Source organism: Lentzea sp. NPDC060358, from assembly GCF_042725365.1.
Taxonomy (GTDB): domain Bacteria; phylum Actinomycetota; class Actinomycetes; order Mycobacteriales; family Pseudonocardiaceae; genus Lentzea.
This window is the reverse complement of record NZ_JBHXCW010000001.1, coordinates 75,178-100,275: the sequence shown is the minus strand read 5'-3', so window position 1 is coordinate 100,275 and position 25,098 is coordinate 75,178. Positions and strand designations below refer to the sequence as shown.

The following is a 25,098-nucleotide window of genomic DNA, read 5'->3' as shown; positions in this document are numbered from 1 at the left end:
AACGAGACGACCCGGTGAAGGACACGGTTCAGCCGCGGCCGAGCACGACGTCCGGTGGCAGCTGCCCGGCGCCGGGCACGCCGCGGAACCGGTACGGCAACGCCGCCCCGCCGGGCTGGACGACCCAGGCCTCCCCCGCCTCACCGCCGGACAGCACCGACTCGAGCGCGTCCGCGATGTCGGCCGGGGTCAGCAACGGGAACGAGACGGCGTCGAACTCCTCCTTCGCCGCCCCGAGCAGCAACGTGTCCACGAACCCGGGACACAGCGCGGACACCACGATCCCCTCGGGCGCCAACGCCTGCCCCGCCGCCCGCGCGTACCCGACGACGGCGTGCTTGGTCAGCGTGTAGAGCGGATCGGCGGTCATCGCCGCCAGCCCGGCCAGCGACGCCGTGATCACGACCTTCCCGCCGCCCTGGCGCCGCAGCGCCGGCACCGCCGCGCACAGCCCGTACACGACGTGGTCGACGTTGACGCCGACGAGCTTGCGGTACCGGGCCACGTCCAGCGCGTCGTCGATCCCGGCCTGTCCCCCGCCGATCCCGGCGTTGAGCAGCACGACATCGAGCCGGCCGAGCTCCTCCTCCACCCGTGCGACGGCGGCGGGCATCGTCGCCGGGTCCGCGACGTCACCGCACACGGCGAGACCGCCGGCCGCGGAGGCGACCCGCTCGGCACCGGCGGCGTCGAGGTCCAGCACCGCGACCCGTGCGCCGAGCTTCGCGAGCCGGCGCACCGCGGCGGACCCGATGCCGCCCGCGCCTCCCGTGACCAGTGCGACCTTCCCGGTCAAGTCCACTGCGGTCACGACGGCCTCCTCAGCTGTTGCGCAGGAAACGGTCCAGTACGCGCACACCGAACTTAAGGGCGTCCACCGGCACCCGCTCGTCCACGCCGTGGAAGAGACCGGAGAAGTCGAGGTCCGAGGGCAGCTTCAGCGGCGCGAAGCCGAAGTTGCGGATGCCGAGCTGCTGAAACGACTTCGCGTCCGTGCCGCCGGAGAGCATGTACGGCAGCACGCGGGCGCCGGGGTCCTCGGCGATGATCGACGCCGTCATCGCGTCGACCAGGGCGCCGTCGAACGTCGTCTCCACCGGCGGCAGGCCGATCCACTCGCGTTCGACGTCCGGCCCGAGGATCTCGGCGAGCTCGCGGTCGAACGCCTCCTCGCGGCCGGGCAGGATGCGGCAGTCCACAGTGGCCTCGGCGGTCGACGGGATGACGTTCGCCTTGTACCCGGCGGACAGCATCGTCGGGTTCGCCGTGTCGCGCAGCGTCGCGCCGATCATCCGCGACAGCGCGCCGAGCTTGCCGATCGAGCCTTCGACGTCGTCGTCGGGGAACTCGAGGCCGGTGATCTCGGTGACTCCGTCGAGGAACTCGCGCACCGACGGCCGGATGATCAGCGGCCACTGGTGCTGGTCGAGCCGCGTCACGGCGGCGGCGAGCTTCGCGACCGCGTTGTCGCGGTGGATCATGCTGCCGTGGCCCGCGGTGCCCTTGACCCGCAGCTTGAGCCAGCGGATGCCCTTCTCGGCGGTCTCGACGAGGTAGGCGCGGACGTCGTCCTTGAGCGTGATCGAGAAGCCGCCGACCTCGCTGATGGCCTCGGTGACGCCCTCGAAGAGCTCGGGCCGGTTCTCCACCAGCCACTTCGCGCCGTACAGGCCGCCTGCCTCCTCGTCGGCGAGGAACGCGAAGACGATGTCGCGCGGCGGCACGACGTTCTCGCGCTTGAAGTGCCGCGCGAGGGCCAGCGTCATGCCGACCATGTCCTTCATGTCGACCGCGCCGCGGCCCCACACGTACCCGTCCTGCACGGCGCCGGAGAACGGGTGCACCGACCACTCGGACGCGTCGGCGGGCACGACGTCGAGGTGGCCGTGCACCAGCAGCGCGCCCCGGCTCGGATCGGCACCGGCCAGCCGCGCGACCACGTTGCCGCGGCCCTGGGCGCCCGACTCGACGTAGGTCGTCTCGTAGCCGACCTCGGACAGCTTCTCCGCCACCCACTCGGCGGCTTTGCGCTCCCCCACGACCGTCGCGGGGTCACCCGTGTTGGTCGTGTCGATCTTGATCAGCTCGCTGACGAGCGTGACGGCCTCGTCCTCGGCCAGTGCCAGTGCGTTCCCCGGTGTGCTCACCCCGTCTTCCTACCACCGACGGCCCCGCCACCAGTGCGGCGAGGCCGTCAGCGTGCCGCCGGGGCTACGCCACCGGGAACTCGTGGAACTTGGTGACCTGGCCGGGCTTCACGGTGCAGGGGACGTTGACGACACCGATCCACGTCGGCTCGCCGTTGGCGTAGCGCGGCGTCAGGGCGAGCGAGGCGTTGCCGAGGTTGATCGCCGCCGTGCCCGCGTTGGGCAGGGTCAGCGCCGGGAACGAGCCGTTGGCGACGACCTGGAACGAGCCCGAGGACGGCACGGGCGTGTTCGGGATGGTCAGCGTCGCCGTGAGGTTCTGCACGGAGGCGCCGTTGGTCACGGTGACGGGCGTGGTCAGCGTTCCGTCGACGGACCGGCCGCCGATCCACCACAGCGTGTTGCGGACGTCGTCGGACACGGTCGTGGTGACCGTCGTCGCGGACGGCGCCGTCGGCACGCCGACGGTCGCGGAGTCCGTCGCGTTGGGCGAGCTGACCACGGACGGCATGTCGTGCGTGCCGGCGATCGAGAACTGGCAGGAGTAGGTGATGCTCAGCGTGGCGACCGCGGCGGAGCTGGTGCCGGCCGTCGCCACGCCCAGCGCTCCGGCGACCAGGGCGACGGCGGCGACGCGCGCGAAAAGTCCGGTTTTCATGTGCAGGGACCTCCTGAGTACGACATTGAACTGCAAGAAGGCGGTGTTGCTTTACTCGCCAGTAAAGTAACCACCGCGCATTCCGGGAGGCAAGCGAAAACCGGCTTTTGTCATCCGCGTGCGAATTGTGTTCCGGCGATTTGTCAGCGGGGCTGCAACAAATAGTGCGCGCGCAGCGCGAGTTCGAGGGTGAAGCGCTCCCCCGCGTCGTGCATCCGGTCGCCGAACAGTTCCTCCAACTGGTTCACCCGGTAGCGGACGGTCTGCGGGTGCACCTGCAGCCGGGCGGCCACCTCGGGCGCGCCGCCGCGGGCGGAGAGCCACACGAGCAGCGTCTCGGCGAGCTTCGTGCGCTGCCGGTCGGTCAGCGGCGCGAGCGGCGCCAGCGCCCGGCCGGCGAGCTGCCGCGCGAGGAACTCGTCCGCGAGCACGGTCAGCTCGACCAGGTGCTCGGCGCTGTCGAGCACCGGCCGGTCCGGCAGCACCTTCTCCCTGCTCAGCTCCAGCACGCGCCGGGCGCAGGCCAGCGATGTGCGCGCGTCGGCCGGTGCGACGGGCAGCCCCACGGCCGCCCGCCAGCCCGGCAGCGCCCTCCTGAGCCACCGCGAGACGGCGGCCGGGTTCGGCACCAGCAGGTACGGCGTGGCGTCCTCGAAGTTCACCAGGACGTCGGCCGGCAGGTCGCCCACGGGAGCCGCCGATGGCTCGAGCGCCACGGCGACGAGCCGGTCCGGCAGGGGCCACGCCGCCGCCCGCGCCGCGTCGAGCACCGCCTGCCCGTTGCCCGCGGGGTCGCCGACGAGCAGTTCCATCAGCCTGCGCCGCTTGCGCTCGAGCGTGCCCGCCGCACTGGCCTGCGCCGCCGCGTACCCCTCGACCGACAGGCTGACCAGCTCGTCGACGTGCGCGATCATCGCCTCGCCCAGGACGGACATGAGGTGCAGCGAGAGCTCGCGCCGTTCGGCGAACCCGCACACGTGCCGCCACGCCACCCGCGCGCCGATCCGGTAGGCGGCCTGCAGGCTGTCGAGGCTGCGGCCGGACTGGAACTCCCACGCGCCGAGCTGGCGGTGGATGTCGTCGTGCGGCGCGGGCTCGGTGTCCGGCGCCGCGATCAGGTCGACGAACTTGACCAGCGCCTGCCGAATGCCGTCGACGACGTTGTCGCGGAACTCGCTGTATTCCGGAATTGCTTTCTCGATGGCCTCGAAAATGCTCACCGAAACCGGCGCGACCTCCATTCGGAGCAGCGGCGCCAGCTCGCGCGGGACGGATCTGCGCGGATCGTCCGGCTGAGTCATCCCGACGAGTGTAGGAGGAAAACGAAACCGGGTCGTTCAGCCAACCGGACCAAGTGGTTCACAGGAAGAACAGCCGCGCGATCGCGTCGCGCGCCACCAGGAAGCCGGCGATGCCGAGCACCCAGCCCGTCATGCTCGCGCCCTTCTCCGCGAACCACCTGCTGATCCGCGTGAGCAGCGCGTCGACCCGCTCCCCGAGCGCCAGCCGGGCGCCGAGCAGCACGACCGCGGGAAGGATCATGACCAGGCAGTACCCGGCGAGCAGCAGCCCGACCGCGGCCGGCGGCAGGTCCGCGGCGCTCATCATCCCGATGGCGCCGAGGTAGGGCAGCATCGTCGCGAGCTCCACGACCCCGGCCAGCAGCGCGACACCCGCGAGCGCCGCCGCGGACCCGTTGGCGTCGACCCGGTTCTGCCACTTCCCGGTGCTCGGCTTCTTCTTGCCGTCGAACCGGAAGCTGACCGCGAACAGCCCGGCGCCGATCACCAGCTGGACCCAGTACGCGACCGGGTTGTCGAGGTGACGGGCCACCTTCGACGCCCCGAGCACGATCAGCACGCCGACAGCGAAGTAGAACACCGTGATCGTGCCGAGGTAGACGCCGAACCGGCCCAGCTTCGGCCTCCCCGGCGTCAGCATCAGCCAGATCGGCACGAACAGCGTCCCGATGCTCGTCGAGTCGAGCAGCGCGAGCCCCGCCAGCGCCGCCACCAGCCCCAGTTCCACGCATCCCCCAAGCCGCTTTTTTTAATACAGTCGTGAGATTACCAGGGGTGCCATGACATCTGTCATGGGGAACTGGTGTGGTGGCGCACTGCCGGAGCGGGGTTCGTGCCGAGATCGTGGAGGCATGACAGCGATCGAGGTGCGCGGGCTGACTCGCCGTTACACCGGTGGGTTCGAGGCCGTGCGAGGGGTGTCGTTCGACGTGGAGCGGGGCGAGATGTTCGCGCTGCTCGGCACGAACGGAGCGGGCAAGACGTCGACGGTCGAGGTCGTGGAAGGGCTCTCCCGCCCGGCGGAGGGGACCGTGCGGGTGCTCGGCCACGACCCGTTCAGCGAGCGGGCCGCGGTCCGGCCGCGAGTGGGCGTGATGCTGCAGGAGGGCGGGTTCCCGCCGGACCTGACCGTCGTCGAGGCGACGCGGATGTGGGCGCGGACGCTGACGTCGCCGCGCCCGGTCGACGAGGCGTTGGCGCTGGTCGACCTGGCACACCGGGCGTCGGTGCGGGTGAAGCAGCTCTCCGGCGGTGAACGCCGCCGCCTGGACCTCGCGCTCGCGTTGCTCGGCAAGCCCGAGGTGCTGTTCCTCGACGAGCCGACGACCGGGCTCGACCCGGAGAGCCGGCGCAACACGTGGGAGCTGATCCGGGGGCTGTTGCTCGAGGGCGTGACGGTGCTGCTGACGACGCACTACCTGGAGGAGGCGCAGGCGCTGGCCGACCGGCTGGCGATCATGCACCGCGGCCGGATCGTCGCGCAGGGAACGGTGTCCGAGGTGGTCGACGCCTACCCGTCACGCATCTCGTTCGTGCCGCCGCCCGGCGTCGCACTGCCCGTCGTGGCCGACGCGGACACGTCCGGGCGCGTGACCGTGCGGACCAACGACCTGCAGCAGACCTTGCACGAGCTACTGGCGTGGGCGCACCGCAACGGCGTCGCACTGTCCGGTCTGGACGCCCGGTCGGCGTCACTCGAGGAAGCGTTCCTGGCGATCGCGGAGGAGGCGGCATGAGGGCCGTGGCTGTCGGGCAGGCGGAGCTGAAGCTGTTCTGGCGCAACAAGACCGCGCTGTTCAACTCGCTCGTGCTGCCGTTGCTGCTGATCCCGGTGCTCGTGTCGGTGGAGGCCGACGGCACGCCGCTCATGGTCGGCCTGATCGGGTTCGCGCTGGTGATGGCGGTGTACTACAACCTGGTCACCACGTTCGTCGCGCGCCGCGAGGAGCTCGTGCTCAAGCGCCTGCGCGTCGGCGAGCTGACCGACCCGGAGATCCTGGTGGGCGCGTCCCTGCCGTCCGTCGCGGTCGCGGTGGGGCAGATGGTGCTGTTCACGGTGATCGTCGGCGTGATCACCGGCGTCCCGCTGCCGTCGCGCCCGTGGTTCATCCTGCCGGCCGTGCTCGGCGGGGTGGTGGTGTTCGCCCTGCTGGCGGCCGCGTCGTCGGCGTTCACCCGCACCGTGGAGATGGCCCAGGTGACGTCGCTGCCGGTGCTGATGGCGTGCATCCTCGGCTCGGGCCTGATGTTCCCGCTGGAGCTGCTGCCGGAGAACCTCCAGACGGTGGCGCGGCTGCTGCCCCTGACCCCGGTGCTGGACCTGCTGCGCGCCGCCTGGCAGGACGGCCCGCTGCTGCGCCCGGCGATCATCCTCGCCGCCTGGGTCGTCCTGGGCGCCTACGCTGTGCGACGCTGGTTCCGCTGGGACCCCCGGAGGTGATCTTGCTCGGCTGGTGGCGGTCCCGAGGCAACGCGGCGCGGTTCGACGTCTTCGTCCGCGGCACGTTCTACCTGGCCTACCTGTTCCTGCCACCGTTCCTGATCCTGGCGATGGCCAACGAGATCGGCACCGCCGCCGTCGTGATCGCCTCGGCGGCGGTGCTGGTCCACGTGGTGCTCGGCATCCGCCTGGCCCACCGGGGCATCGAGCACTACCTGGGCAGGACCACCTTCCCCGCCCAGCTGCTGGCGGCGTACCTGCTCTACACCGCCGCCCTCTTGATCACCGCGGAGCTGGCCTACCCGCACCCGTCCCCCGGCAGACCCGACAGCCCCGCGGACGGCCTGACGGCCCTGTTCCTGGCGCTGACGATCACCACTCTCTCCGCCCTGCGCCCCACCCGGCCGCTGCTGCTGGTGACCCCGCTCAGCTGCCTGTACCTGTTCCTGACCGCCCCGATGGGCCACGCCGTGGCGGCGTCGCTGATGCTGGTGTTCCTCGCCTTCGCGTTCCGCAGCACGCTGTGGATGCTCGGCCTGGTCTGGGAGCTCGACCACTCCCGCGAGATCCGCGCCAACCTCGCCGTGGCCGAGGAACGCCTCCGCTTCGCACGGGACCTGCACGACGTGGTGGGCCGCAACCTGTCCGTCGTGGCCCTGAAAGCCGACCTCGCGGCCCAACTGGCGCGCCGCGGCCGTGAGTCGGCGATCGACGAGATGCTCGAAGTCCGCCGCATAGCCCAGGACTCGCTCGACGAGCTCCGCGCGGTCGTGAGCGGCTACCGCACAGCCGACCTCTCCGCGGAACTGGCCGGCGCCAGGTCGCTGCTCGCCTCGGCCGGGATCGACTGCCGGGTGATCGGCGACGTCACCTTCGAAGGCGAAGCGGCGGGCGCCCTGGGCTGGGCCGTGCGCGAGGGCGTGACCAACGTCCTGCGCCACAGCAAGGCGACCACGTGCACGATCACGTTGCGGGGAAAGATCCTCACCATGTCGAACGACGGCGCCTCCCCTGCCGAAACCCGCTTCGGCAGCGGCCTCACCGGCCTGCGCGAACGCGTCGCCGCCCTCGGCGGCTCGGTGACCGCGACCCCAGAAGCTCCCCACCGCTTCGTCCTGACCGTGGAGCTCCCGTGATCCGCATCCTGCTGGCCGACGACGAACACCTGATCCGCGGCGCCATGGCCGCACTCCTGTCGCTGGAGGACGACCTGGAGGTCGTGGCCCAGGCGGCCACCGGCGCCGAAGCCCTGGCCACCGCCCGCAAGGTGCAACCGGACGTGGCCGTGATCGACCTGCAGATGCCGGACCTGGACGGCGTGGCCGTGGCCCGGGCCCTGTCCGTGGACCTGCCGGCCTGCGGCACCATGATCGTCACCAGCCACGGCCGCCCCGGCCACCTGAAACAGGCCCTGGCCGCAGGCGTCCGGGGCTTCCTCCCGAAAACCGTGTCGTCCGACGTCCTCGCCACAGTGGTGCGCACCGTCTACAACGGAGGCCGCTACGTCGACCCGGCCCTGGCCGCGGAAGCCATCAGCGCAGGCGACAGCCCCCTGACCCCACGAGAAGCCGACGTCCTGGAACTGGCCCTGGAAGGCGCCCCGGTGGACGAGATAGCCCGCCGCGCCTCCCTGTCCCCCGGCACGGTCCGCAACTACCTCTCCTCAGCCGTGGGCAAAACCGGCGCCTCGAACCGCCACGAGGCAGCCCGCTACGCCAGGGCCAAGGGCTGGATCTAGGCCCGCCACCACCGCAGAACGCGCAGCGCGCAGAACGTGAGCCACTTGGACGGCTCCCCCTGGCCCACATCGGTCTCGAACCACACCCGCCCAGGGTGCCGTCCAGCCTGCAACCAGGTCCCGTCAGCCTGCCGAGCATCCTCGATCATCGAGACGGCCGCCCCCATCCGCTCGTCCCTGCGACCCGCGAGCCGGAAGTGGTCCATGGCGTTGAGCACGCTGTACCCCCACCGAAACGGCGACCGGAACTGCGAAACCCACTCCCCCACAGGCGCCCAGGTTGACAACCGCCTGAACAACTCCCGCTCGAGCAGGCACTCCTCCCCGCGCTGCCGAGCCGCCCTGGTCGCCTCAGTACCCCCAGTCCCCAGCTCGTGAGCCAGCAACCCCTTGACAGAGTTGAGCGTCGAGTGGAACGACGACCGCGTCGACCCCTCGACCCACTCGCAGTTCCACCCACCATCCCCAGCTGATGCTCAACGAACCAACGCGCGTTCTCCTCGACATCAACCCCGAGCCACACACCGTTGGCCAACGTCCAAGCGTTGATGCAGCAGTCCACCTCCCCACCCCAGAAGGGCAGACCTTCGTACTCCCACCGAGCCCCGGCCTCGAGCAACTCGACAGTCCGCCGCTGCCGGAGTACCTCCGGATCGACCCCCCACTCCCGCAACGAGTTCAACGACCACGTGGTCGCCGTCCAAGGCTGGCCCTCCTCGGTCCCGTCGAACCCGGCAGGGAAGAAGGGCCCACCGGCCCACATCCCGTCGTCCCCCTGCAAGGCGAGCAACCGAGCCCCGAACCCCTCCACGGCAACCTGGGCCCGCGTGGCCTGCCACACCTCAGCCGGCGCACCCACCAGGTCCCTCTGCACCTGCCACCGCAAGGCGGGATCGGAGTCGAGCAACCACCCAGTCAGCTCATCCACACCCCGACCCTAACTCCCGCGCGCCACCTCCACACGCACCCCACCAGCACAAACGCCCGCATCGGGCCCCGATTTTGGCGCGCGACGACGATCATGTAATCTATCCACACACCACGGCGAGAGCCGAAGCAGAACTGAATACGTCCGGGTGGCGGAATGGCAGACGCGCTAGCTTGAGGTGCTAGTCCCCGAAAGGGGGTGGGGGTTCAAGTCCCCCCTCGGACACGGACGTTAAACACACGCGGAGAGGTCGTCGCATAGACGGCCTCTTCTGCTATGTCGTACTTGAGTTCGATGCCGAGGTCTTCATAGAGCTTGGCGAGCCTTTCCGGCTTCCCTTCCGTGATGATCGTCGTCACGTCGTCGAGCCCGTCGAGCCTCGCTTGGACTTCAGCGGCTGTGAGTGCTGTCGGTGCGGGCAATCCTTTCAGTTCGGCGCTCACCGCCGCGCGCTGCTCCTCCGCCTCGTTGATCGCATCCACCAATGCGACCGGATCGACTCCTGCCGCGATCGCTGCCTGAAACCGCCGCAATTTGGCCTCGGCGACTTCTAGCCGCTTCTTCGCGGCATCACGCGTCGTCGACTTCTCCACCGAGCCACCCTGCGACTCGACGAGGTGCGACACCGTCCGATCGATGCTCTTGCGGTCGAAGATCTGGCACAACCACTTGTTGAGCGGTTCCAACACCAAGTCCTCGGCGAGATTCACCGTCCTGGGATGGCTGTTCAATGCCGCTGACCCTGGGGCCAACGAGCGCGCCAGGCACCGGTAGTAGGTGTGCTCTTTCCGGATGATCGCCCCTTGCATCTTCCGCGTGCAGATTCCGCACCGCATCCGGCCTTTCAGGATGTACGGCCGTGCTCCGCTGGTGCGAGTACGTTCGAGCTTCGCCCTTCCTCGCATTCCACCGGCCGCCCGCGACTTGCGGAGTAGCTGGGCCTGCGTGAACTCCTCGACCGACACGAGCGCCGGGTGAGCAGGTCGGCGAGAGCGAACGACGCGGTCCGGGCTCGATCGGCGGAACTTGACGACGTGACCGGCCGCCACGTCGTCCGGGTCGAGCAGCGTCTCGAACTTCCGCCACCGGCCAAAGAACGCATAGCCCGTGTAGCGGGGGTTCTCCAGAATCGCCCGGACCGTGCTCCCCTGCCAGCCGTCGCCCTGCCGGTGCCGATTCTGATCCGGCCGCAGGGCCGACGGACACGGCACGCCGTCGCGGTTGAGCCGAGTCGCAATGGCCCTGTCCCCGAGGTCACCGCCGAGGTAGTCGGCGAAGATCCGGCGCACCGCCTCGGCCGCCGAGTCGTCAACGGCGAGCACTCGCAGCCTGTAGCCCTCCGCCGACTTACGCGGGTTCGGGTGAGGGCCGCCGTCCACCACGACGTAGCCGTACGGTGCTCGGCCGCCCTGGTGCCGCCCCTCGTTGACCACCTGGGCATCCATAGCGGCACGGACGCGCGCCTGCACGTGCTGACGTTCCGACTCGCTCATGCCGCCGAGCACGCTCATCAGCATCTTGTGCGATGGGTTGCGGGCGTCGAACTTTCCGCCGAGTTCGGGAACCCAGAGGTCGACTCCGTAGGCCTCAAACCGTGGTGCGATCAACGAGAACTGATTGCCGAACCAACACCGCGTACCTTCGCCGACGACAACGCCGGTCCAGCCACGGTTGGGGTCCTTCAGCGCTTCCAGCAACCGCGCAGCTTCAGGCCGCCGCTCCCAAGGCACGGACCGCGACTGACCAACGTCGAAGAACTCCTCGACGATGGCCCCACCGAGCGGCTCGACGAACTTCTGGGCGTTGCCGAACTGCCAGCCGCGAGACGTCTCCGGGTCCTGGTTGTCCTCGGTCGAGCATCGGCCGCTGAACGCCAGTGGCCCGATTCCCTCGTCGATGACGCTCGCCACCTCGACGCCCCACAGGCCGTCGAGCGTCGTCCATGGGTCTGTGCTGATTTCAGCAGTCATCACACCTCCCCTCTCCGAGGCACGTCGAGTACCTCGATCTCGGTTTTCTCGATCAGCATCGCTAGCAGTATGCGTCTTACCTGCTTGGTTAGGACAGGCGGATCTACCGGCACGTGCACTGTGACGCGCTTCCCTGGCTGGTCATCGGCCGTCATGACGAGCCACCCGATGAACTGATTTCAGTGATCGCTGCTCGGATGTCGGCCGTCAGGTAGCCGCGTACCCGCCGGGTGTTGTCGCCGTCCTGGACGTACTGGCGCGTCGGCCGACACTCGAACTCGGCCATGTCCGCGCCGAACGCCGTCGCCTCGACTTCCAGCGCTTCGATGAGTTCGGCTGTCGGCACGAAGTCCCGCTCGTTCAGGTCGTCGCCGAGGTAGCCGACGAGCGATGCCAGCGGTTCGGGCAGCTCGACCTCGGCCAGGCTCGCCACGGTGCCGGCTCCGATGGCCTTGACCGCCGTCGAGCGGTCGAGCATCGGCGGAACGTCCTGTCCTGCCGCATGACCGCTCAGCGTCCCTTCCGCCTCGCGCAGGGCACGGCCGCGCTGGCAGATCTCGCGCCAGTCCTCGTTGGGCATGTAGTAGGTACGCACGGTCAGCGCGAGTACGTCGGCACCTGCTTGGGTCTCGCCGTCCGGCCGCAGGATGCCCACGCCGCGATGGGACGGAAGTAGGCGGCTGCTGTCGTATCCGCGCGTGTTCATCTGTTCGCCGAGGATGATGTTGCTGTCTCGGAAGTCCATGACGCGCAGGGCGAAACGGGAGCCGAGCACGGCGCGCAACTTGGTCGGGATGGTCTTGCTGTCCGGTCGCTGCGTCGCCAGAACGAGGATGACGCCGGCGGCTGGAGCTTTCTTGGCCAGCCACGCCAGCAGCTCGCCGATGTACTCCCCTGCTGTGAGCTTCTTCCCTTGCACCTCAACGGGAGTGCGGTCCTCTAGTGCGATGTGGACCTCGTCGACGATCAGTGCCGTGATCGGCATTGCCAGCGACTGGTCACGGGACATGTCCGGTGTCACCTTCGACTCGGGACAGGTCACGTCGTCGAGGTCCTGCATCCGCCGGTAGCGGTTCTGGACATCCGCGACCAGCTCAACGAGCCAGTCGAGGAACGCGAGCACGTGTTCGGCGTCGTCGCCCGCCATGAACCGATAGGCGACGTTCTCGGCGGCTTTCCAGTCCTTGCCGTTCTTGAAGTCGGCGACATAGAGCCGGACGTGCGGGTCCAAGATCAAGCCCGCGGCTGCCAGTCGTTCGGCCATTGTCTTGCCCTGCCTCGGAAGCGCGCCGATCAGGAGCGATGTCCAAACCAGCGGCAGCGTGATCCGTCTGCCGCGTGCGTCGGTGCCGAACGGCACCGGCCGCCACGCGTCCCAACGTTCGACCGCCAGCAACGGCGTGCGGATCGGCGGCTTGGCGTACGGGTCCTCATCGGCAACCCACATCGCGACGCGTCCGGCGTGCCCACCGTTACCCCGCACTCGCTCGACACTGAGTTGAATCTCATCGACCGCCAGAGCCGATGCCAAGTCTTCCCGGTGCTTCACGACGTCGGCCGCCTTGCGGGTAGCGGGAAGATCGACGGTGACCGCCCATCCCCCGCCCTGATGTTTCGCTCGCTCGACAAGCCGCAGGATCTCGTCCTTGCCAATCAGCTTGGCGTCGCGGAACGCGTCCACCAAGATCTGCGGGTCCATCGTCCACGCGAGCGAGCGCGGACCGGCGAGAGCAGCCTTACGACCAGGGTTCCCATCCTTCTGCCTGCCGAGGATCGCCAACGCCGCCGAGCCGACGACACCAGCGATCCACAACACTCGGTGCCCGTAGAGCAGATCAAGGATCGCAACGGAGGCAAAGGAAACGACGGCTACAGCACCGGTCACCTTCCATCGGAACAACGTCAGTCCACGGATCTCCGCGAACTTGTCCGCGAGCTTCTCCGACTGCTCGGCCGCCTCGCGGTAGTCGCGCACCCGCACCCAACGCCGCCAGCCGCGCACCGCGACCACCAGGCCGCGACACACAGCCCGGACGAGGCGGAACGGCGACCGAACCAACCACTCAAGCCCGTCTTTCGCGGCGTAGGCGAGTGCCTGCCGCGACTTCAACGCCGCCGGAACGAACCGCGATCGCAGCCACCAGCCGGCGAGCCGGTGGCTAGGTGGCGGCTGGATCGCGTCCTGCTGGTCATCGACGAGTTCACCCTCAAACACCGGTCCCGCCGGAACCACTTCGCCGTTCATGGCTTCACCTCGGCGTTCAGTGCCGCAGCCAACCGTGAGGACAGGCCGCGCGAGCACGCCGTCACCTCGCGCACCCACGCGGGCGTGACCGTCACGTCCGGCGTGCGAGCCGCCCTGGCAACCGTGAGGTAGTCGTCAAACGACGTCCTCGGATACGCGCGCTTCGGTGCCTCTCGCCGAGGACTCGATGCAGCCTGCGGTTCCGCCTGCACCGCCGTGTACGCGGCGACCGCCGAGCCGAGCTTGTCTCGAAGGTCGGTCACCGCCTCGGCGGCGACGAACACGACGAGCGGCGGAACCGAGTGCAGCACCACCAGCGCGGCCGATCCGGCGGCGTACGCGCTCCAGGTGTTCATGACGTACGTCGCGCCGAGCGTGAACCATTTCGCCGCCCGCACCCAGCCACCCATGCGGACGCCGTGCCTCGCCGTGACTTGCTCGGCTCGAAGGATCGCCAGCAGCACCAGCGACACCATCGGGTCGAGCAGCCACGCAGCGCACCAGGCGAGTGACCACACCGGAGAACCGGCCGCCGCGAACTGCTGAACGTTGGTCATCGTGAACGCCAGCCCGAGCAGGATGCCGGTCCAGCACAATCGATCGACCTGTACTGCTACACGCTCGATCGGCTCGCTCATCGCCGTTCACCGCCTCGGCGACGAGGCTCGTACGTCGTCACGGTCAGGGCCTTGGTCAGCGTGTACGACGCGAACAGCGCAGGCACGGCGAGCACCGCGACGAGCAGCCAACCGCTACCTCGTTGGGTGATCACGATCCACTGCGCCACGACGATCAGCGCGGCGTTGAACAGCACGCGCCCGGCGAGCGATGCGAACCGCGCTCCCGTGCGTGCCGCGCTCGCCGCAGCCTTCGCGCGACGGGACGCCGTTCGCCACACGAGCACCAGGACCAGCAGCGCGCCTACAGCGGCCATGACCTGGGTCGGGCTGAGGGTGAGAGCGTTCATGAACGCGGCCCCCTCTCGAAGCGTTCACCGCGTCGGAGCCAGTGCGGGTACAACTCCCGCCGCTCGTCATCGGTGAGCGCGCCCCACACGCCGGTGGTGTTCTCACCGGCCGTGCGCAGCTCCAGTTCCAGGCACTCGTCTTGCACGGGGCAACCGGCACAGGTGCGCTCGGCGAGTTCGTGATCAGTCAGTTCTTCGCCAGCGTCGGGCGGCTCGTTCGTGAACGCCCACATGCACAGGCCGTCGCGTTCGATCAGCTCGGCGAGTTGGTCGGTCGGCACCCAGCGCAGGCGTTCCAGCGACCACGCGATGCCGATCAGTCGGTCGTCAGTCACGGAGCACCCCCGGACCGGCGCTGGCGAGCAGCGGCAGGAGTGCGCTCACGGGGATGACGGTCTGACCGCGCCGACGTTCGGCGTGCAGCTTGCCGAGTCGGATGGCGCGGCAGACCTCGGACCGGTCGACGCCGAGGAGCCACGCGGTCTCGCGGATGGTGTGGGCGGAGGAAGACAGAGAAGTACGCATGAGGAATAACCTTTCTACGAGAAATGATGATTTCAGTTTCATGAGTGCTGATATCAGCACTCATGAAGACATGCAGAGTCGCAAACGGCGCGTGAAACGCCGTGTCACGCCGCAGCGCTCGAAACAGTGACTAATCTCAGCGCCGAGGCGGAGCGCGGAGGAATACGTGTCGGAGGATTGGGCGGCAGTCGCCAAGGCGATCAACCAGCGGGTGGACGAGCTGGGATTGCGACAGAAGGAACTCGCCGAGCGGTCGCACGTATCGCTCGCGATCGTCCGCGAGATTCAGCACAACCTCGTGGAGCGCCGGCGAAGCCCTCGAACCCTGGAATCCCTGTCCACAGCGCTGGGTTGGCACCCGCTGCACCTGGACGCCGTGTTGCGGGGGCGCACGCCTCCCGAGGTCGGCGACCCCGTGGTGGACCTTGCCGACACCCTGTGGACTCGAATGGACAGGGTCGAAGAGCGACTCGAAGACATCACTGAGCGGCTCGACGCTCTCAAATCCGACGTTGCTTCCGTAATGAGCCAACTCGCGGAAGTCGCGAAGCACGTCCGCGGCCGTCGGTAGTTCGCTGTTCGTCCTGGTGGAGCTGCTGTTTTCCATGGCACTAATTCCACTGCGAAAACGCGCCTGAGCCCACGCAAGACCCATACACAACCATGACAAGTTCCCTACATATCGCGCTTCGGGGGTAGCGACGAGATGACGTTGCCGAACGGCTGGACCGGGGCCGACGCGTGCGCGTTGCAGAACGCGCTACGCCTCAGTCAGGAAGCGTTCGCTGATCACCTCGGCGTTCACTGGCGCACGGTGGGCAATTGGCACAAAAAGCCCAGCTCACGACCCAAATCAGAGCTGCAACAGGCCTTGGACACAGCGCTCGATCGAGCGTCCGACGAGGTAAAGGCGCGCTTCACCGAGGCACGCGCAGGTGCGCCGCACCCAGCGCCCGATGCCTCAGCCGATGCCGAACAGCGACTCGCGGCCGATCCGAACATCGTCGCCGCGCTCGACTGGCTCGACGAGCGCGGCACCCGCGAGCCCGGAACCGCCCGCCGCGCGGTCGCGTCACGACTTGCACAGGTCGACGTGAATTCCTTGCAGGACAGGGGAAGTCGTCGCGGACGCGTTGATCAGAACAAGATCGCGCAGGCTCTCGCGGACTACTACGGCCGTGGTTCCGACGGGTACGGCCGATATGCCGCCCGGTTCGGCGACGTCGAGGCCGACACGAGCGTCTTCACACGCTCCGACTGGCTCGACCTCAACTGCCCGCTGATCGCAACTGATGACCGTCTCAAGCTGATGCGCGCGGCTGGTACCACGCCGGTGTCCCTCGACGAGGAGGCGTTCGACCAGGCCGCTCAGCGTCTGGCCGAATCGCTCGCGCTCGGCATCCGCTTCGTCAATATGCCGCTGTACCGCCTGCTCAACTTCGACATGGGCAGGGAGTCGCTCGGCGGCACGGTCGGGATCTCATCGTTCGTCGAGTACATCGTGACGATGGATCTCCTGGAAGGTGAGCTGGTCGACGCGCTGGCCGGCGGCGTGCAGACGGGCGAGCTTCCGCTTCGTGATCGCTACTTGCCGGACCTCGACACTGTGCTGGACGTCGGCGGACGCCTTACTGCAGGCGGCACGCTCGCGCTGTGCGCGTTCGCTCGACCAGCCGACCCGTTCCGAGGCCCGGCAGACTACGTTCTTCTGGTGCAGGAGCGCTCAGGTCACGTCATCAACGCCGCGCGTCGGCTTGCCGTGATCCCGAAGGGCTTCCACCAGCCGCTGGTGGACTTCCGAGCCGATGCTCAAGTGGGCGCAACGCTCCGACGCGAGATGGAAGAAGAACTGTTCGGCCGCCACGACATCGACAACACGGTGGGCGACCAACGCAGCGCCGATCCGATGCACCCGAGCCGCCTTTCCGAGCCGATGCGCTGGCTCCTCGGCGAACCGGGGCGTCTGCGGATGGAATGCACTGGCTTCGGGCTGAACCTCGTCAGCGGGAACTTCGAGTTCCCGAGTCTGATCGTCGTTGATGACGAGGAGTTCTGGCAGCGCTACGGCGGGCAGATCGAGGCGAATTGGGAGACGGCGAACCTTCGCCAGTACTCCAGTGCCGATGCCGAGCTCGTCGAGGAACTCGCAGCCGACACGGCGTGGAGCAACGAGGGCTTGTTCGCGCTCCTGCAAGGGCTTCGCCGACTCCAAGAGATCGGCGGTAGCCGCGTGAACGTGCCAACGATCGAATGGGAGATACGGTGACCGCGAACTGGAGCCAGGGCAACGCTGCGGAAGACGGAAGCGCCACGCGCGGCTGGCTGGTCGGACACTTCATCGACCCGTCGGAGGGTGTGCGGTCGTCGAAGGACGTCGAGGTGAAGTGGTTCAGTCACCCCGCCGGAGACAAGCGTGTCGAGTGGACTTCAGACGACCAGCGAACGACCCTGGTTTTGTTGGTACAAGGGAACTTCCGCGTTGACCTCACCGAGGGAAGCGCGACGATGACGCGCCAGGGCGACTACGTGATGTGGGGTCCCGGCATCGACCACTCATGGGAAGCCGTCGAAGACTCGGTGGTCATGACGGTCCGCTGGCCGTCCCAGACCTGATCAGCCGCCAAGACGCCACTCGACCGGCGGCAGGCTGACCCGGTCGCCGCCGATCTCACGTAGCCGTCGCAAGCCCTGGAGCAACGCGAACAGCCCCTCGTTGCTCCAGGACTCTTGCAAGATCAACTCGCTCACCAGGTCGCCGTCGAGGCTGGAGTACAGCCGCAGCCCACTTGCTTCCCAGTTGGCCTCGACCTGCCCGGCGAACCGGTGCCAGAACTCCTCATCCTCGATCACGACGAGGCTCGCGAACTCGTAGTTCCCGCTGACTAGGTTCAGCCCGAAGCCGGTGCACTCCATCCGCAACCGCCCCGGTGCTCCGGCCAGCCACTTCATCGGCTCCGATCGTCGACTCGGATGCATTGGCGCCGCCGAGCGCGCGTCACCCACCGTCGCATCGACGTCATGACGTCCGAACAGCTCCTCTTCCAATTCGCGCCGAAGCGTCGCGCCCACCGCCGCCTCGGCCCGTACATCGGTCAGCGGCTGATGGAAGCCTTTCGGGATCACCGCGAGCCGTCCAGCGGCGTTCAGCACCTGAGCGGAACGCTCCTGCACCAGCAGGGCGTAGTCAGCCGAACCGCGGACTTGATCATGCGGCCTAGCGATTGCACATAGAGCCAGAACACCACCAGCACATACGCGACCGGACAGGTCGTGCACCGCGTCGAGGCTCGGCAATTGCTTGTCCCGCAACGGAGTTCGTCGAGCAATACTCCCGGCTCCGACGGCATCGATCAGCTCTCGTTCGAGGAGGTCGGCCGTCAGCGCGTACTCGACGAACGGCACGATGCCGACGCTCCCCCGCACCCGGCCTTGGTCGATGTCAGCGCTTCGAAGGCGATACAGCGGCAGGTTGGCGAACCGCACGCCGAGCGCGACCGACTCTACCAATCGCGACAGGGCCGCCGACGCCTCGACCGCGTCCAGCGCCCGGTGGTCGCTGGTCTCCTCGGCCAGCGTCAACTCACTACGGGCACCACCGAGCGGGCAGGCCAGATCGAGCCAGTCCGCACGGCTCACAACGCTCGTCAAGATCTCGGCATCCGCACAGACCGCCCGATAGACGCCCTTGCCGCCGTAGTACCCGACGAGCGCGCGGGCCAACGCCGTCCGCCCAACCCTTGCTCGCCGCGCTCCCCGGTCCAGCAATGCCTCCAAGTCGAGCGCGTCAAGCCTCGCGCGCACCTCCGAACGGCTCGTCCCCGGCTCCCACCCCGCACGTTCGTCGAGCCAGTCAAGAGCAACAGCCAACTCGACCGCGTTCCGTTCCGGCCGTTGCCGACCGACGATCATGGGTGGCTTCGGTGGCGACAGCAGGTCGTCGATCCCGACCTCGAAGATCCGTTCCAGCAGGCGCGCTGTCGCCGGCTGGACAGTCGGCCCGAGCAGTTCCCCAGAGGCCTTCCGACCAGCGATGAGCCGCTGAAGATGACGCTTGCCGATCGTCCCCGGCTCGTTGTGCTCGCGCGCGAACACCTCAGCGAAGTCGATGAACTCCTGAAGGGTCTGACGTCGTTCCCGGATCTTCTGTTCCAGGACCGTCCGGAACGTCCGCACGCCGCCCCACCTCCCGATTCACCCATGTCGCCTATATGTCGCCGCCAGGTCGTTCCGCTGACCAAGTGCTGATGAGATGTTGATTTCAGTTTGACATGGGTCGCTCACAAGCGGTCCCCCGAGCCGTCCGGCGGCGTGGACACCTCCTGTCCGCCTCAGCGCCGCCGGACACCTCGCAACGGAGGTCATCGTGACTATGCCCAGCGAACGACACCCGGCGACCGAAGGCCTTCTCGGCTCGGGCTACGTGGTCGCCGTCGTTCGGTCGAGCACAACGATCGACGCGCACCTCGGCGAAGATGACCTGATCTACGTCACACTGCCCGCCAGCCCGTGCCCAGTGCTGCTCGGCTTCCTCCCGCAAGGTGCCGAAAACTTCGCCTCCATGCTGTCGGCGCAGCTTCGCTCGCTCGCCAAACGCGAGGAGCGACAGCGGTGATGGCCGGGGCGTTGTGCATCTGCGGAGTTAACACGGTCCTAGTTGCGGTTCTCGCCGTGATCATCGCCGTCGCGTACGGCGAATTCGCCGCCCGCCTGGCCGTCCGCCGACTTTCCCCTGACCAGGCGCGACACCGAGCACCGGACGCCGCACCTCGTCAGCGTCATCCACAATGAGACTGGAACGTCGGACGCCGCAGCCTGACGAGAATCACGAGCGGATCTTTCAGGCACGTGAACGGTGCGTGAGCTGGCTTTCCAGCCGCTGCGCCCCGGGTTGCACCAGGTGCGTAGAGTGGCACGCTCCGATGCCAGAGTCACGAGCAGATCCGTCCACGCGGCAAGACGCAAATTGACCATCGCAAGCGTCGAGAGCCAAAGGTCCGCATGAGTGGATCAAGATTGCTCCCGCTAGATGAAGCCTTTCCGCCTTCTCTGCACCCTCGGCGCTAGCGAACTCTGATGGACGATGCAACACATCCAACAGCTTGAATAGCCCGAAGACGCCGTGTCGCGTTGGCCAGCCACAGGAACTCAGGCATGCTTAGCCAATGACTGCCAACCAGCCCCCATCTACTCCTGTCACCTTCCTCTCTCATGCCAGTGAAGACAAGGCGCTCTTTGCGGAACCTCTCGCGCGCGAACTTGCCAGACGCGGCATACAGCCGTGGCTCGACAAATGGGAGATCAAGCCCGGCGACAGCCTCGTAAAAAAGTTGTTTGACGAAGGGCTAGCACTCAGCCAGGCTGTAGTCGTCGTAGTTTCAACTTACTCAGCCACGAAACCCTGGGTTCGCGAGGAACTCGACCATGCGACCGTCAGCAGGATCGCACACGGCACTCGACTCATCCCTGTCCGACTGGACGGTGTCGATATGCCCGCGCCGTTGCAACATCTGGTATGGATCAACAGTGATCGTACCGATGAAGGAGTAAAAAATACCGCAGAACAAATCGCCAATGCGATTTACAGCTTCGAGGGACGCCCAGTAACAGCGCCTCGCCCGGCTTACGCTTCCACCCACGCCACGATTCCCGGACTCACCAAAAGTGATCAGTTCCTACTTACCGCCGTTCTTCTTGAGGCCATGCAGGCCGGTCACGGATTGGTACGTAACTGGCCATTGGTTGAAACTCGCGCCGAGCAGGGAGGACTAACCGGAAAAGCGCTTGAGGAATCACTTCACGCAATCACCGAGGCTGGCTACGTCACAATCACGCCAGCACTTGGTGGCGGAGTTATCAATATCTGGCTGACAAGCTCCGGATATCTGGCCACAATTGCAACCGTCGTGCCAAATATCGACGATATTCACACTAGCATCATCACGACGCTGGTTAATCAGACACCCACCGAACCAGACGCCTTGCCCATCATTGCTGCTGCCGTCGGCACTAGTGAGTTCATCGTCGACGAGTTCCTAAAGGTTCTTGAGCGCGAGCGCGCCGTCAATGTCATCCGGTTCGCGAACGGCGGCACGAGAGTTATTGGCATCAGCCCCACATTGCGACGCCGACTCCAGTGAGCTCCACCCTGACCGCCAGAGACACGAGCGAGCCACTTCCTCGGCGACACGCCCTAGCCGATGCTCATCAGGTACTTCTATAGTTGACAAAAACAGGACAACCGGCGCGTCGACGACCCTCGAAACAGGTGCCAAGGCCGGGAATGATCACAAAATAACCATACTGCTTGATACCTTGACAATCTTTCACAACCTAAGACGTGCATGTAGAGGTCAGCTTCGAGTAGCCTGCGCTCTGTCAACCGCAAGACAGGAGCGCCGCACTTGAGCTACAGGAACAAGACCTATGTTGCTTTTGCAAGCGAAGACATCAAGAGCTATTACATGATGAAAGCGTGGTGCGAGAACGAGCATATGGAGTTCGATTTCCACAATGCTCACGATCTCGCCCAAGCTCGGGACACCAGCCTCCCAGAAACTATCCGGCGCAGCCTTCGTCTCCGTCTTGCTAATACTAAGCAGGTCATCTATTTGGGCAGCCCGAAAGGAAAGGCAAAAGCGGGTGACGGCGCATCCTTCTTGTACTACGAGATTGAAGTGATCGCGAAGCTCGGGCTACCTGTGGTCGTGGCGAACCTGGACGGGGACCGCTCGATTGACCGCGCTTTGATACCTCAGCGATTCTTGGACAGCGAGTACTACACTATCTCGACTTCCTTCCAGGCCAAGATTATTCAATACGCGCTCGACAGCTACGTTCCAGCATTTCATAAATCCGACGGAACCGGTGGTCCCCGCTACTACAAGCCTGAGGTTTACACCAGGCTTGGACTGTAGCTCCAATGAGCATCGGAAGGGATCTCACAAAACGTCGATTCTGGGCGAAGTTCTCGACGCAGACACTAGCGAGCATCGGGCTCTTCGCCATCTTTACAGGCATCACCGACGCCCTTTTTCCAAATTTTCTCCCTCCCATCGGACCGTACTTCTTAGCCGGAATCGTCACCGTGGCTGCCATCTATGGATTAATTCGCGCATGGCCGCGGCCTGTCGAACAAAGCTACAGCTCTCCCAATACGGAAATTCACATCGTTGAAGGTGACCTGTTCGAGCAAGACGGGAATATCGTCATCGGAATGACCAATACCTTCGACACAGAGATTCCGCATATTATCGACGAAAGGGGCGTTCAAGCTCAGCTCCTCACTCGTGTATACAGGAGCGATCGCAAGAAACTAGACAACGCACTAGAAACAGCGCTTGAATCACAGGCTTTTGAGGAAAAATTTACCGTCGAAGATCGAAAGCCGGGCAAGCAAGTCGCCTACCCAATTGGAACCGTGGCGACGATTGAGCCATCAGTTCGAAAACTATACTTTTGTGTGGCGTACACGAAGATGAACAGCAGAAATGAGGCTCGCGGAACCATCGACGGAGTTTGGCGCAGCCTGAATAACGTGTGGGATGAAGCCAGAACCCGAGGGAATGGCGACCCAATTTCAATCGCAGTTGTAGGCGGCGGCCAGGCCCGAATATCCCAGTATTTCCCGGCGCAGGATTCAATCCGCTTTATAGCGCTCTCATATATGTTCTCGTCCAGGCGAGAGAAGGTTTCGAGTCGCCTTAATATAGTTGTCGAGAAGAGAGTCGCGGATAACCTTGACATGCTCGAACTGCAAGCCTTCCTAAAGTCCCTGAGGCCTTCATGAGCGCATCGATAGACGTTCCCCAGGTCAAGCCTTGCCCTTTTTGTGAGTACCTGAACGGTTCACGCCCGTTCACCATACTCACACAGGACGACCTTACTGCCACACTCGTAACTCGCGAGCAGCGTGGAGTTGGTCACCTTCTTGTCATACCGAAATCTCATCGCCCAACGCTTCTTGACCTTAACGAACCAGAAGCATCAGCGATTATGTCTGCGATATTGGTTGCCACCAGGGCGATTGCCGACGCATACATAGCAGAAGGCATCGCAGTTTGGCAGAACAACGGCGTTCCTGCACATCAGACAATCCCACATGTACACTTCCACGTCGCAGGAACGCTTCCTGATGGCGGCACCGAATGGCATCATGTTGAGGAAGCGCCGATATCTGAAACTGAGGCCATTGCATCCAAATTGCGCGGCTTCATTAACTAGCCGTTGATACTGGCCCGCTTAGAGCAAGCACGCCACTTGGTGATGCCTCGGACGACGACCGCAGCCTTCGACTTCTTGATGCCACTTTGCAGCCCGTCGTGCGACCGCCATGAATAGTTCGCCCACCAGGAGGGCGTCCCGTCCCCTTCTCTGGACGTCACCGAGCCCCGGCGCCGCTCCCAGAAAAGTGACAGTGGGACGGCGTGCGCTCCCCCGTCCCACTGTCACCGATTAGGCCGTCTTCCCAGGTAGACACCAGAGTTCGCCCGTCCCGCTCACCCCGTCCCACATCTGGTGCTCGCAGGACGGACAGGACGGGTCGCCGACCGTGATCGCCTAGGTAAGGCGTGTGCTTAGCGAGCAAGATCGTCCTCGGACATTCTCTTACCCCACGGGATTCAACAGAATCCCGTGGGGTAATTCATATTTCGGCCACTTCTACGTCAGCACACCAATTCAACGCAAGCGCTGGCTGAACTGGGCGACGAGCAGGTTCCACGGATTCAAACGTTAGTTGTACGGAGCGAATTTCAAGACACCGATCGTCATAGTGAATCTGCAGACGCTGCTCGCGGACGTGATCGACCAACTCCTCACCCGCGCCTTCTTCCACGGGTCCAGCGGTCCGCTCAAGTAGGCGTGGCAGGGCCTTGAGCAGGTGGTCTTCTCGAACGTAGATGTTCCGCGGTTCGCCGTCGGAACGTCGCTTGGCGCTCGTGAAGCCATGCCGGCATCGATAGCCAGCTCGCCCGTGAACCCAGTGCCCATCCATCCGTCGGCCACACAAACCACATACAACGAGACCAGCCAGTATGTAAGACCGGACTTCGCCGTCCTTGGCAGGCTTCGCCACCCGCATTCCCTGCACCGCAACGAAGGTCTCGTCATCAACGAGAGGTTCATGCGCGATCCGCTCGGACACCTCCCACTCGCTGACAGGGTTCCACCGCAGCGCACCCGAACCGCGCCCGCCTGCACGTCCACCAGGTCCGTGACCAGTTGTACTGCTTCGGGCCGACCGGTGTAGCGCGGGTTCTCCAGAATCATCGCTACCGTCCGGACGATCCACCGCTCCCCCGATCTATGCGCGTTCCGCTCGCGATCCGCACCCGACGGACACACCACGCCACGCTCGTTGAGCTCGCGCACCAACGACGCCACCGTACGACCGCGAGCACGCTCGGCGAACATCCACCGCACCCACGGCGCCGTCACCGAATCCGGAACCAACACCTGCACCCGCCGACCCCACCGACCATGCACAGGATTCGGATGACGACCACCATCAACCAACCGATACCCATACGGCGGACGACCACCCAGAAACCGGCCCTGCAACCGCGTCTGAGAACGCATCGCCGCCAACACCCGCTGGCGAGCCCGCGCCACCTCACGCTGCGCCTGCGCACCCAGCAACACCATCAACGCCTCATGCACAGGGCTCCCGAGTTCCACCGGGCCGCCCGCTTCCGGAAGCCATACCTCGACACCCAGTGCGTTCAGCCGAGCCATGACCTCACGGAACTGATCACCATGAAAAGCGCGCTCGTACTCCCCCACCACGACCGCATCGAAGTCACGATCAGGATCTGCAGCGGCGACCAGCAACGCCGCCGCCTCCGGACGGTCCAGCCACGACCACCGCCGCGACACACCTACATCGAAGAACTCCACGACAACCGAGCCGACACCATCGACCAACTCATCCGACACGGCGCGCTGCCACGCACGTGATGTCTGGACGTCCTGAAACGTGCTCGTCGACATCCGGCCGTAGAACGCAAACCTCAGGCCAGGCTCCTCAGACGGTGCTGGACGGCGACGTCCCGTCAATGCGGCAACCAGTTCAGCGTTCGTCAACGTGGCCACAGTCAGCTCCCTCGGTCACAACCGAGACCCAACTGCCAGAGGCGTCGTGACGACGTCCTGTCCATCTTCCACCCGAACAGACCAAGAGCG

General features: G+C 66.0%; 26 protein-coding genes, 1 tRNA gene and 1 pseudogene. 13 read left to right on the top strand and 15 right to left on the bottom strand.

The window, feature by feature from the left end:
- Positions 1-28 precede the first annotated feature (28 nt).
- From ACFWGZ_RS00415 to ACFWGZ_RS00395, 5 genes are all read right to left on the bottom strand, one after another.
- A complete protein-coding gene (locus tag ACFWGZ_RS00415; protein WP_382449268.1) occupies positions 29-811 on the bottom strand; it encodes an SDR family oxidoreductase in 783 nt (260 codons plus the stop codon).
- A gap of 10 nt (positions 812-821) precedes the next feature.
- Positions 822-2,147 carry a M20/M25/M40 family metallo-hydrolase gene (locus ACFWGZ_RS00410; RefSeq protein WP_382449267.1) on the bottom strand — a complete coding sequence of 442 codons (1,326 nt, stop codon included), beginning with the start codon at positions 2,145-2,147 and terminating at the stop codon, positions 822-824.
- Positions 2,148-2,211: 64 nt separating this feature from the next.
- Positions 2,212-2,805 carry a DUF6801 domain-containing protein gene (locus tag ACFWGZ_RS00405; RefSeq protein WP_382449266.1) on the bottom strand — a complete coding sequence of 198 codons (594 nt, stop codon included), beginning with the start codon at positions 2,803-2,805 and terminating at the stop codon, positions 2,212-2,214.
- Between the two features lie 143 nt (positions 2,806-2,948).
- Positions 2,949-4,106, bottom strand: coding sequence for a PucR family transcriptional regulator (locus ACFWGZ_RS00400; protein WP_382449265.1), 1,158 nt, complete (start codon positions 4,104-4,106; stop codon positions 2,949-2,951).
- Positions 4,107-4,164: 58 nt separating this feature from the next.
- Positions 4,165-4,833 carry a GAP family protein gene (locus ACFWGZ_RS00395; RefSeq protein WP_382449264.1) on the bottom strand — a complete coding sequence of 223 codons (669 nt, stop codon included), beginning with the start codon at positions 4,831-4,833 and terminating at the stop codon, positions 4,165-4,167.
- Between the two features lie 124 nt (positions 4,834-4,957).
- On the opposite strand from ACFWGZ_RS00395, the gene ACFWGZ_RS00390 reads away from it, so the two are divergent.
- From ACFWGZ_RS00390 to ACFWGZ_RS00375, 4 genes are read left to right on the top strand one after another with little or no spacing between them, the layout of a single operon-like run.
- On the top strand, positions 4,958-5,842 hold the full coding sequence (locus tag ACFWGZ_RS00390; protein WP_382449263.1) for an ABC transporter ATP-binding protein: 885 nt from the start codon (positions 4,958-4,960) through the stop codon (positions 5,840-5,842).
- Complete coding sequence (locus tag ACFWGZ_RS00385; RefSeq protein ID WP_382449262.1) at positions 5,839-6,546, top strand: ABC transporter permease; 708 nt, start codon at positions 5,839-5,841, stop codon at positions 6,544-6,546. The genes ACFWGZ_RS00390 and ACFWGZ_RS00385 overlap by 4 nt, the downstream gene beginning before the upstream one ends.
- Positions 6,543-7,682, top strand: a complete 1,140-nt coding sequence (locus ACFWGZ_RS00380) for a sensor histidine kinase (RefSeq protein ID WP_382449261.1) — start codon at positions 6,543-6,545, stop codon at positions 7,680-7,682. The genes ACFWGZ_RS00385 and ACFWGZ_RS00380 overlap by 4 nt, the downstream gene beginning before the upstream one ends.
- On the top strand, positions 7,679-8,284 hold the full coding sequence (locus ACFWGZ_RS00375; RefSeq protein WP_382449260.1) for a response regulator: 606 nt from the start codon (positions 7,679-7,681) through the stop codon (positions 8,282-8,284). Before ACFWGZ_RS00380 ends, ACFWGZ_RS00375 begins: the two co-directional genes overlap by 4 nt.
- Here ACFWGZ_RS00375 and ACFWGZ_RS00370 read toward each other — a convergent pair.
- Positions 8,281-8,502: a hypothetical protein gene (locus ACFWGZ_RS00370; RefSeq protein WP_382449259.1), complete on the bottom strand. Its 222-nt coding sequence runs from the start codon at positions 8,500-8,502 to the stop codon at positions 8,281-8,283. The genes ACFWGZ_RS00375 and ACFWGZ_RS00370 overlap by 4 nt on opposite strands.
- Before the next feature lie 852 nt (positions 8,503-9,354).
- Between ACFWGZ_RS00370 and ACFWGZ_RS00365 the strand changes: the two genes are divergently transcribed.
- Positions 9,355-9,437 (top strand) — tRNA-Leu (locus ACFWGZ_RS00365).
- Here ACFWGZ_RS00365 and ACFWGZ_RS00360 read toward each other — a convergent pair.
- From ACFWGZ_RS00360 to ACFWGZ_RS00335, 6 genes are all read right to left on the bottom strand, one after another.
- Entirely contained in the window at positions 9,419-11,182 is a 1,764-nt protein-coding gene (locus tag ACFWGZ_RS00360; protein ID WP_382449258.1) for a recombinase family protein, read from the bottom strand. The two genes, ACFWGZ_RS00365 and ACFWGZ_RS00360, sit on opposite strands and share 19 nt — an antisense overlap.
- A gap of 151 nt (positions 11,183-11,333) precedes the next feature.
- Positions 11,334-13,427: an FtsK/SpoIIIE domain-containing protein gene (locus tag ACFWGZ_RS00355; RefSeq protein ID WP_382449257.1), complete on the bottom strand. Its 2,094-nt coding sequence runs from the start codon at positions 13,425-13,427 to the stop codon at positions 11,334-11,336.
- Positions 13,424-14,065 (bottom strand): hypothetical protein, encoded by a 642-nt coding sequence (locus ACFWGZ_RS00350; protein ID WP_382449256.1) that lies wholly within the window; start codon positions 14,063-14,065, stop codon positions 13,424-13,426. The genes ACFWGZ_RS00355 and ACFWGZ_RS00350 overlap by 4 nt, the downstream gene beginning before the upstream one ends.
- Complete coding sequence (locus ACFWGZ_RS00345; RefSeq protein WP_382449255.1) at positions 14,062-14,394, bottom strand: hypothetical protein; 333 nt, start codon at positions 14,392-14,394, stop codon at positions 14,062-14,064. Before ACFWGZ_RS00345 ends, ACFWGZ_RS00350 begins: the two co-directional genes overlap by 4 nt.
- Entirely contained in the window at positions 14,391-14,729 is a 339-nt protein-coding gene (locus ACFWGZ_RS00340) for a WhiB family transcriptional regulator (protein WP_382449254.1), read from the bottom strand. Before ACFWGZ_RS00340 ends, ACFWGZ_RS00345 begins: the two co-directional genes overlap by 4 nt.
- On the bottom strand, positions 14,722-14,919 hold the full coding sequence (locus ACFWGZ_RS00335) for a helix-turn-helix domain-containing protein (RefSeq protein ID WP_382449253.1): 198 nt from the start codon (positions 14,917-14,919) through the stop codon (positions 14,722-14,724). Before ACFWGZ_RS00335 ends, ACFWGZ_RS00340 begins: the two co-directional genes overlap by 8 nt.
- Before the next feature lie 166 nt (positions 14,920-15,085).
- On the opposite strand from ACFWGZ_RS00335, the gene ACFWGZ_RS00330 reads away from it, so the two are divergent.
- The 3 genes from ACFWGZ_RS00330 (at position 15,086) to ACFWGZ_RS00320 (ending at position 17,532) form a co-directional block, all read left to right on the top strand.
- Positions 15,086-15,490: an XRE family transcriptional regulator gene (locus ACFWGZ_RS00330; protein ID WP_382449252.1), complete on the top strand. Its 405-nt coding sequence runs from the start codon at positions 15,086-15,088 to the stop codon at positions 15,488-15,490.
- A 135-nt stretch (positions 15,491-15,625) separates the two neighbouring features.
- Positions 15,626-17,185 (top strand): transcriptional regulator, encoded by a 1,560-nt coding sequence (locus tag ACFWGZ_RS00325; RefSeq protein WP_382449251.1) that lies wholly within the window; start codon positions 15,626-15,628, stop codon positions 17,183-17,185.
- Complete coding sequence (locus ACFWGZ_RS00320) at positions 17,182-17,532, top strand: signal peptidase I (protein WP_382449250.1); 351 nt, start codon at positions 17,182-17,184, stop codon at positions 17,530-17,532. The genes ACFWGZ_RS00325 and ACFWGZ_RS00320 overlap by 4 nt, the downstream gene beginning before the upstream one ends.
- Here ACFWGZ_RS00320 and ACFWGZ_RS00315 read toward each other — a convergent pair whose 3' ends face one another.
- Positions 17,533-19,092 carry a transcriptional regulator gene (locus ACFWGZ_RS00315; protein ID WP_382449249.1) on the bottom strand — a complete coding sequence of 520 codons (1,560 nt, stop codon included), beginning with the start codon at positions 19,090-19,092 and terminating at the stop codon, positions 17,533-17,535.
- Positions 19,093-19,282: 190 nt separating this feature from the next.
- On the opposite strand from ACFWGZ_RS00315, the gene ACFWGZ_RS00310 reads away from it, so the two are divergent.
- The 5 genes from ACFWGZ_RS00310 (at position 19,283) to ACFWGZ_RS00290 (ending at position 23,139) form a co-directional block, all read left to right on the top strand.
- Complete coding sequence (locus ACFWGZ_RS00310; RefSeq protein WP_382449248.1) at positions 19,283-19,531, top strand: hypothetical protein; 249 nt, start codon at positions 19,283-19,285, stop codon at positions 19,529-19,531.
- A 550-nt stretch (positions 19,532-20,081) separates the two neighbouring features.
- Positions 20,082-21,056: a toll/interleukin-1 receptor domain-containing protein gene (locus ACFWGZ_RS00305; protein WP_382449247.1), complete on the top strand. Its 975-nt coding sequence runs from the start codon at positions 20,082-20,084 to the stop codon at positions 21,054-21,056.
- Between the two features lie 264 nt (positions 21,057-21,320).
- Positions 21,321-21,833: a TIR domain-containing protein gene (locus tag ACFWGZ_RS00300; protein ID WP_382449246.1), complete on the top strand. Its 513-nt coding sequence runs from the start codon at positions 21,321-21,323 to the stop codon at positions 21,831-21,833.
- 5 nt (positions 21,834-21,838) lie between these two features.
- Entirely contained in the window at positions 21,839-22,705 is an 867-nt protein-coding gene (locus ACFWGZ_RS00295; RefSeq protein WP_382449245.1) for a macro domain-containing protein, read from the top strand.
- Entirely contained in the window at positions 22,702-23,139 is a 438-nt protein-coding gene (locus tag ACFWGZ_RS00290; protein WP_382449244.1) for an HIT family protein, read from the top strand. Before ACFWGZ_RS00295 ends, ACFWGZ_RS00290 begins: the two co-directional genes overlap by 4 nt.
- Before the next feature lie 421 nt (positions 23,140-23,560).
- Here ACFWGZ_RS00290 and ACFWGZ_RS00285 read toward each other — a convergent pair whose 3' ends face one another.
- Together ACFWGZ_RS00285 and ACFWGZ_RS00280 are read right to left on the bottom strand one after the other, a co-directional pair.
- Positions 23,561-23,911 carry a hypothetical protein gene (locus ACFWGZ_RS00285; protein WP_382449310.1) on the bottom strand — a complete coding sequence of 117 codons (351 nt, stop codon included), beginning with the start codon at positions 23,909-23,911 and terminating at the stop codon, positions 23,561-23,563.
- Positions 23,912-24,213: 302 nt separating this feature from the next.
- Positions 24,214-24,906 (bottom strand): annotated as a pseudogene (locus ACFWGZ_RS00280) (recombinase family protein); the annotation flags it as partial.
- Positions 24,907-25,098 lie beyond the last annotated feature (192 nt).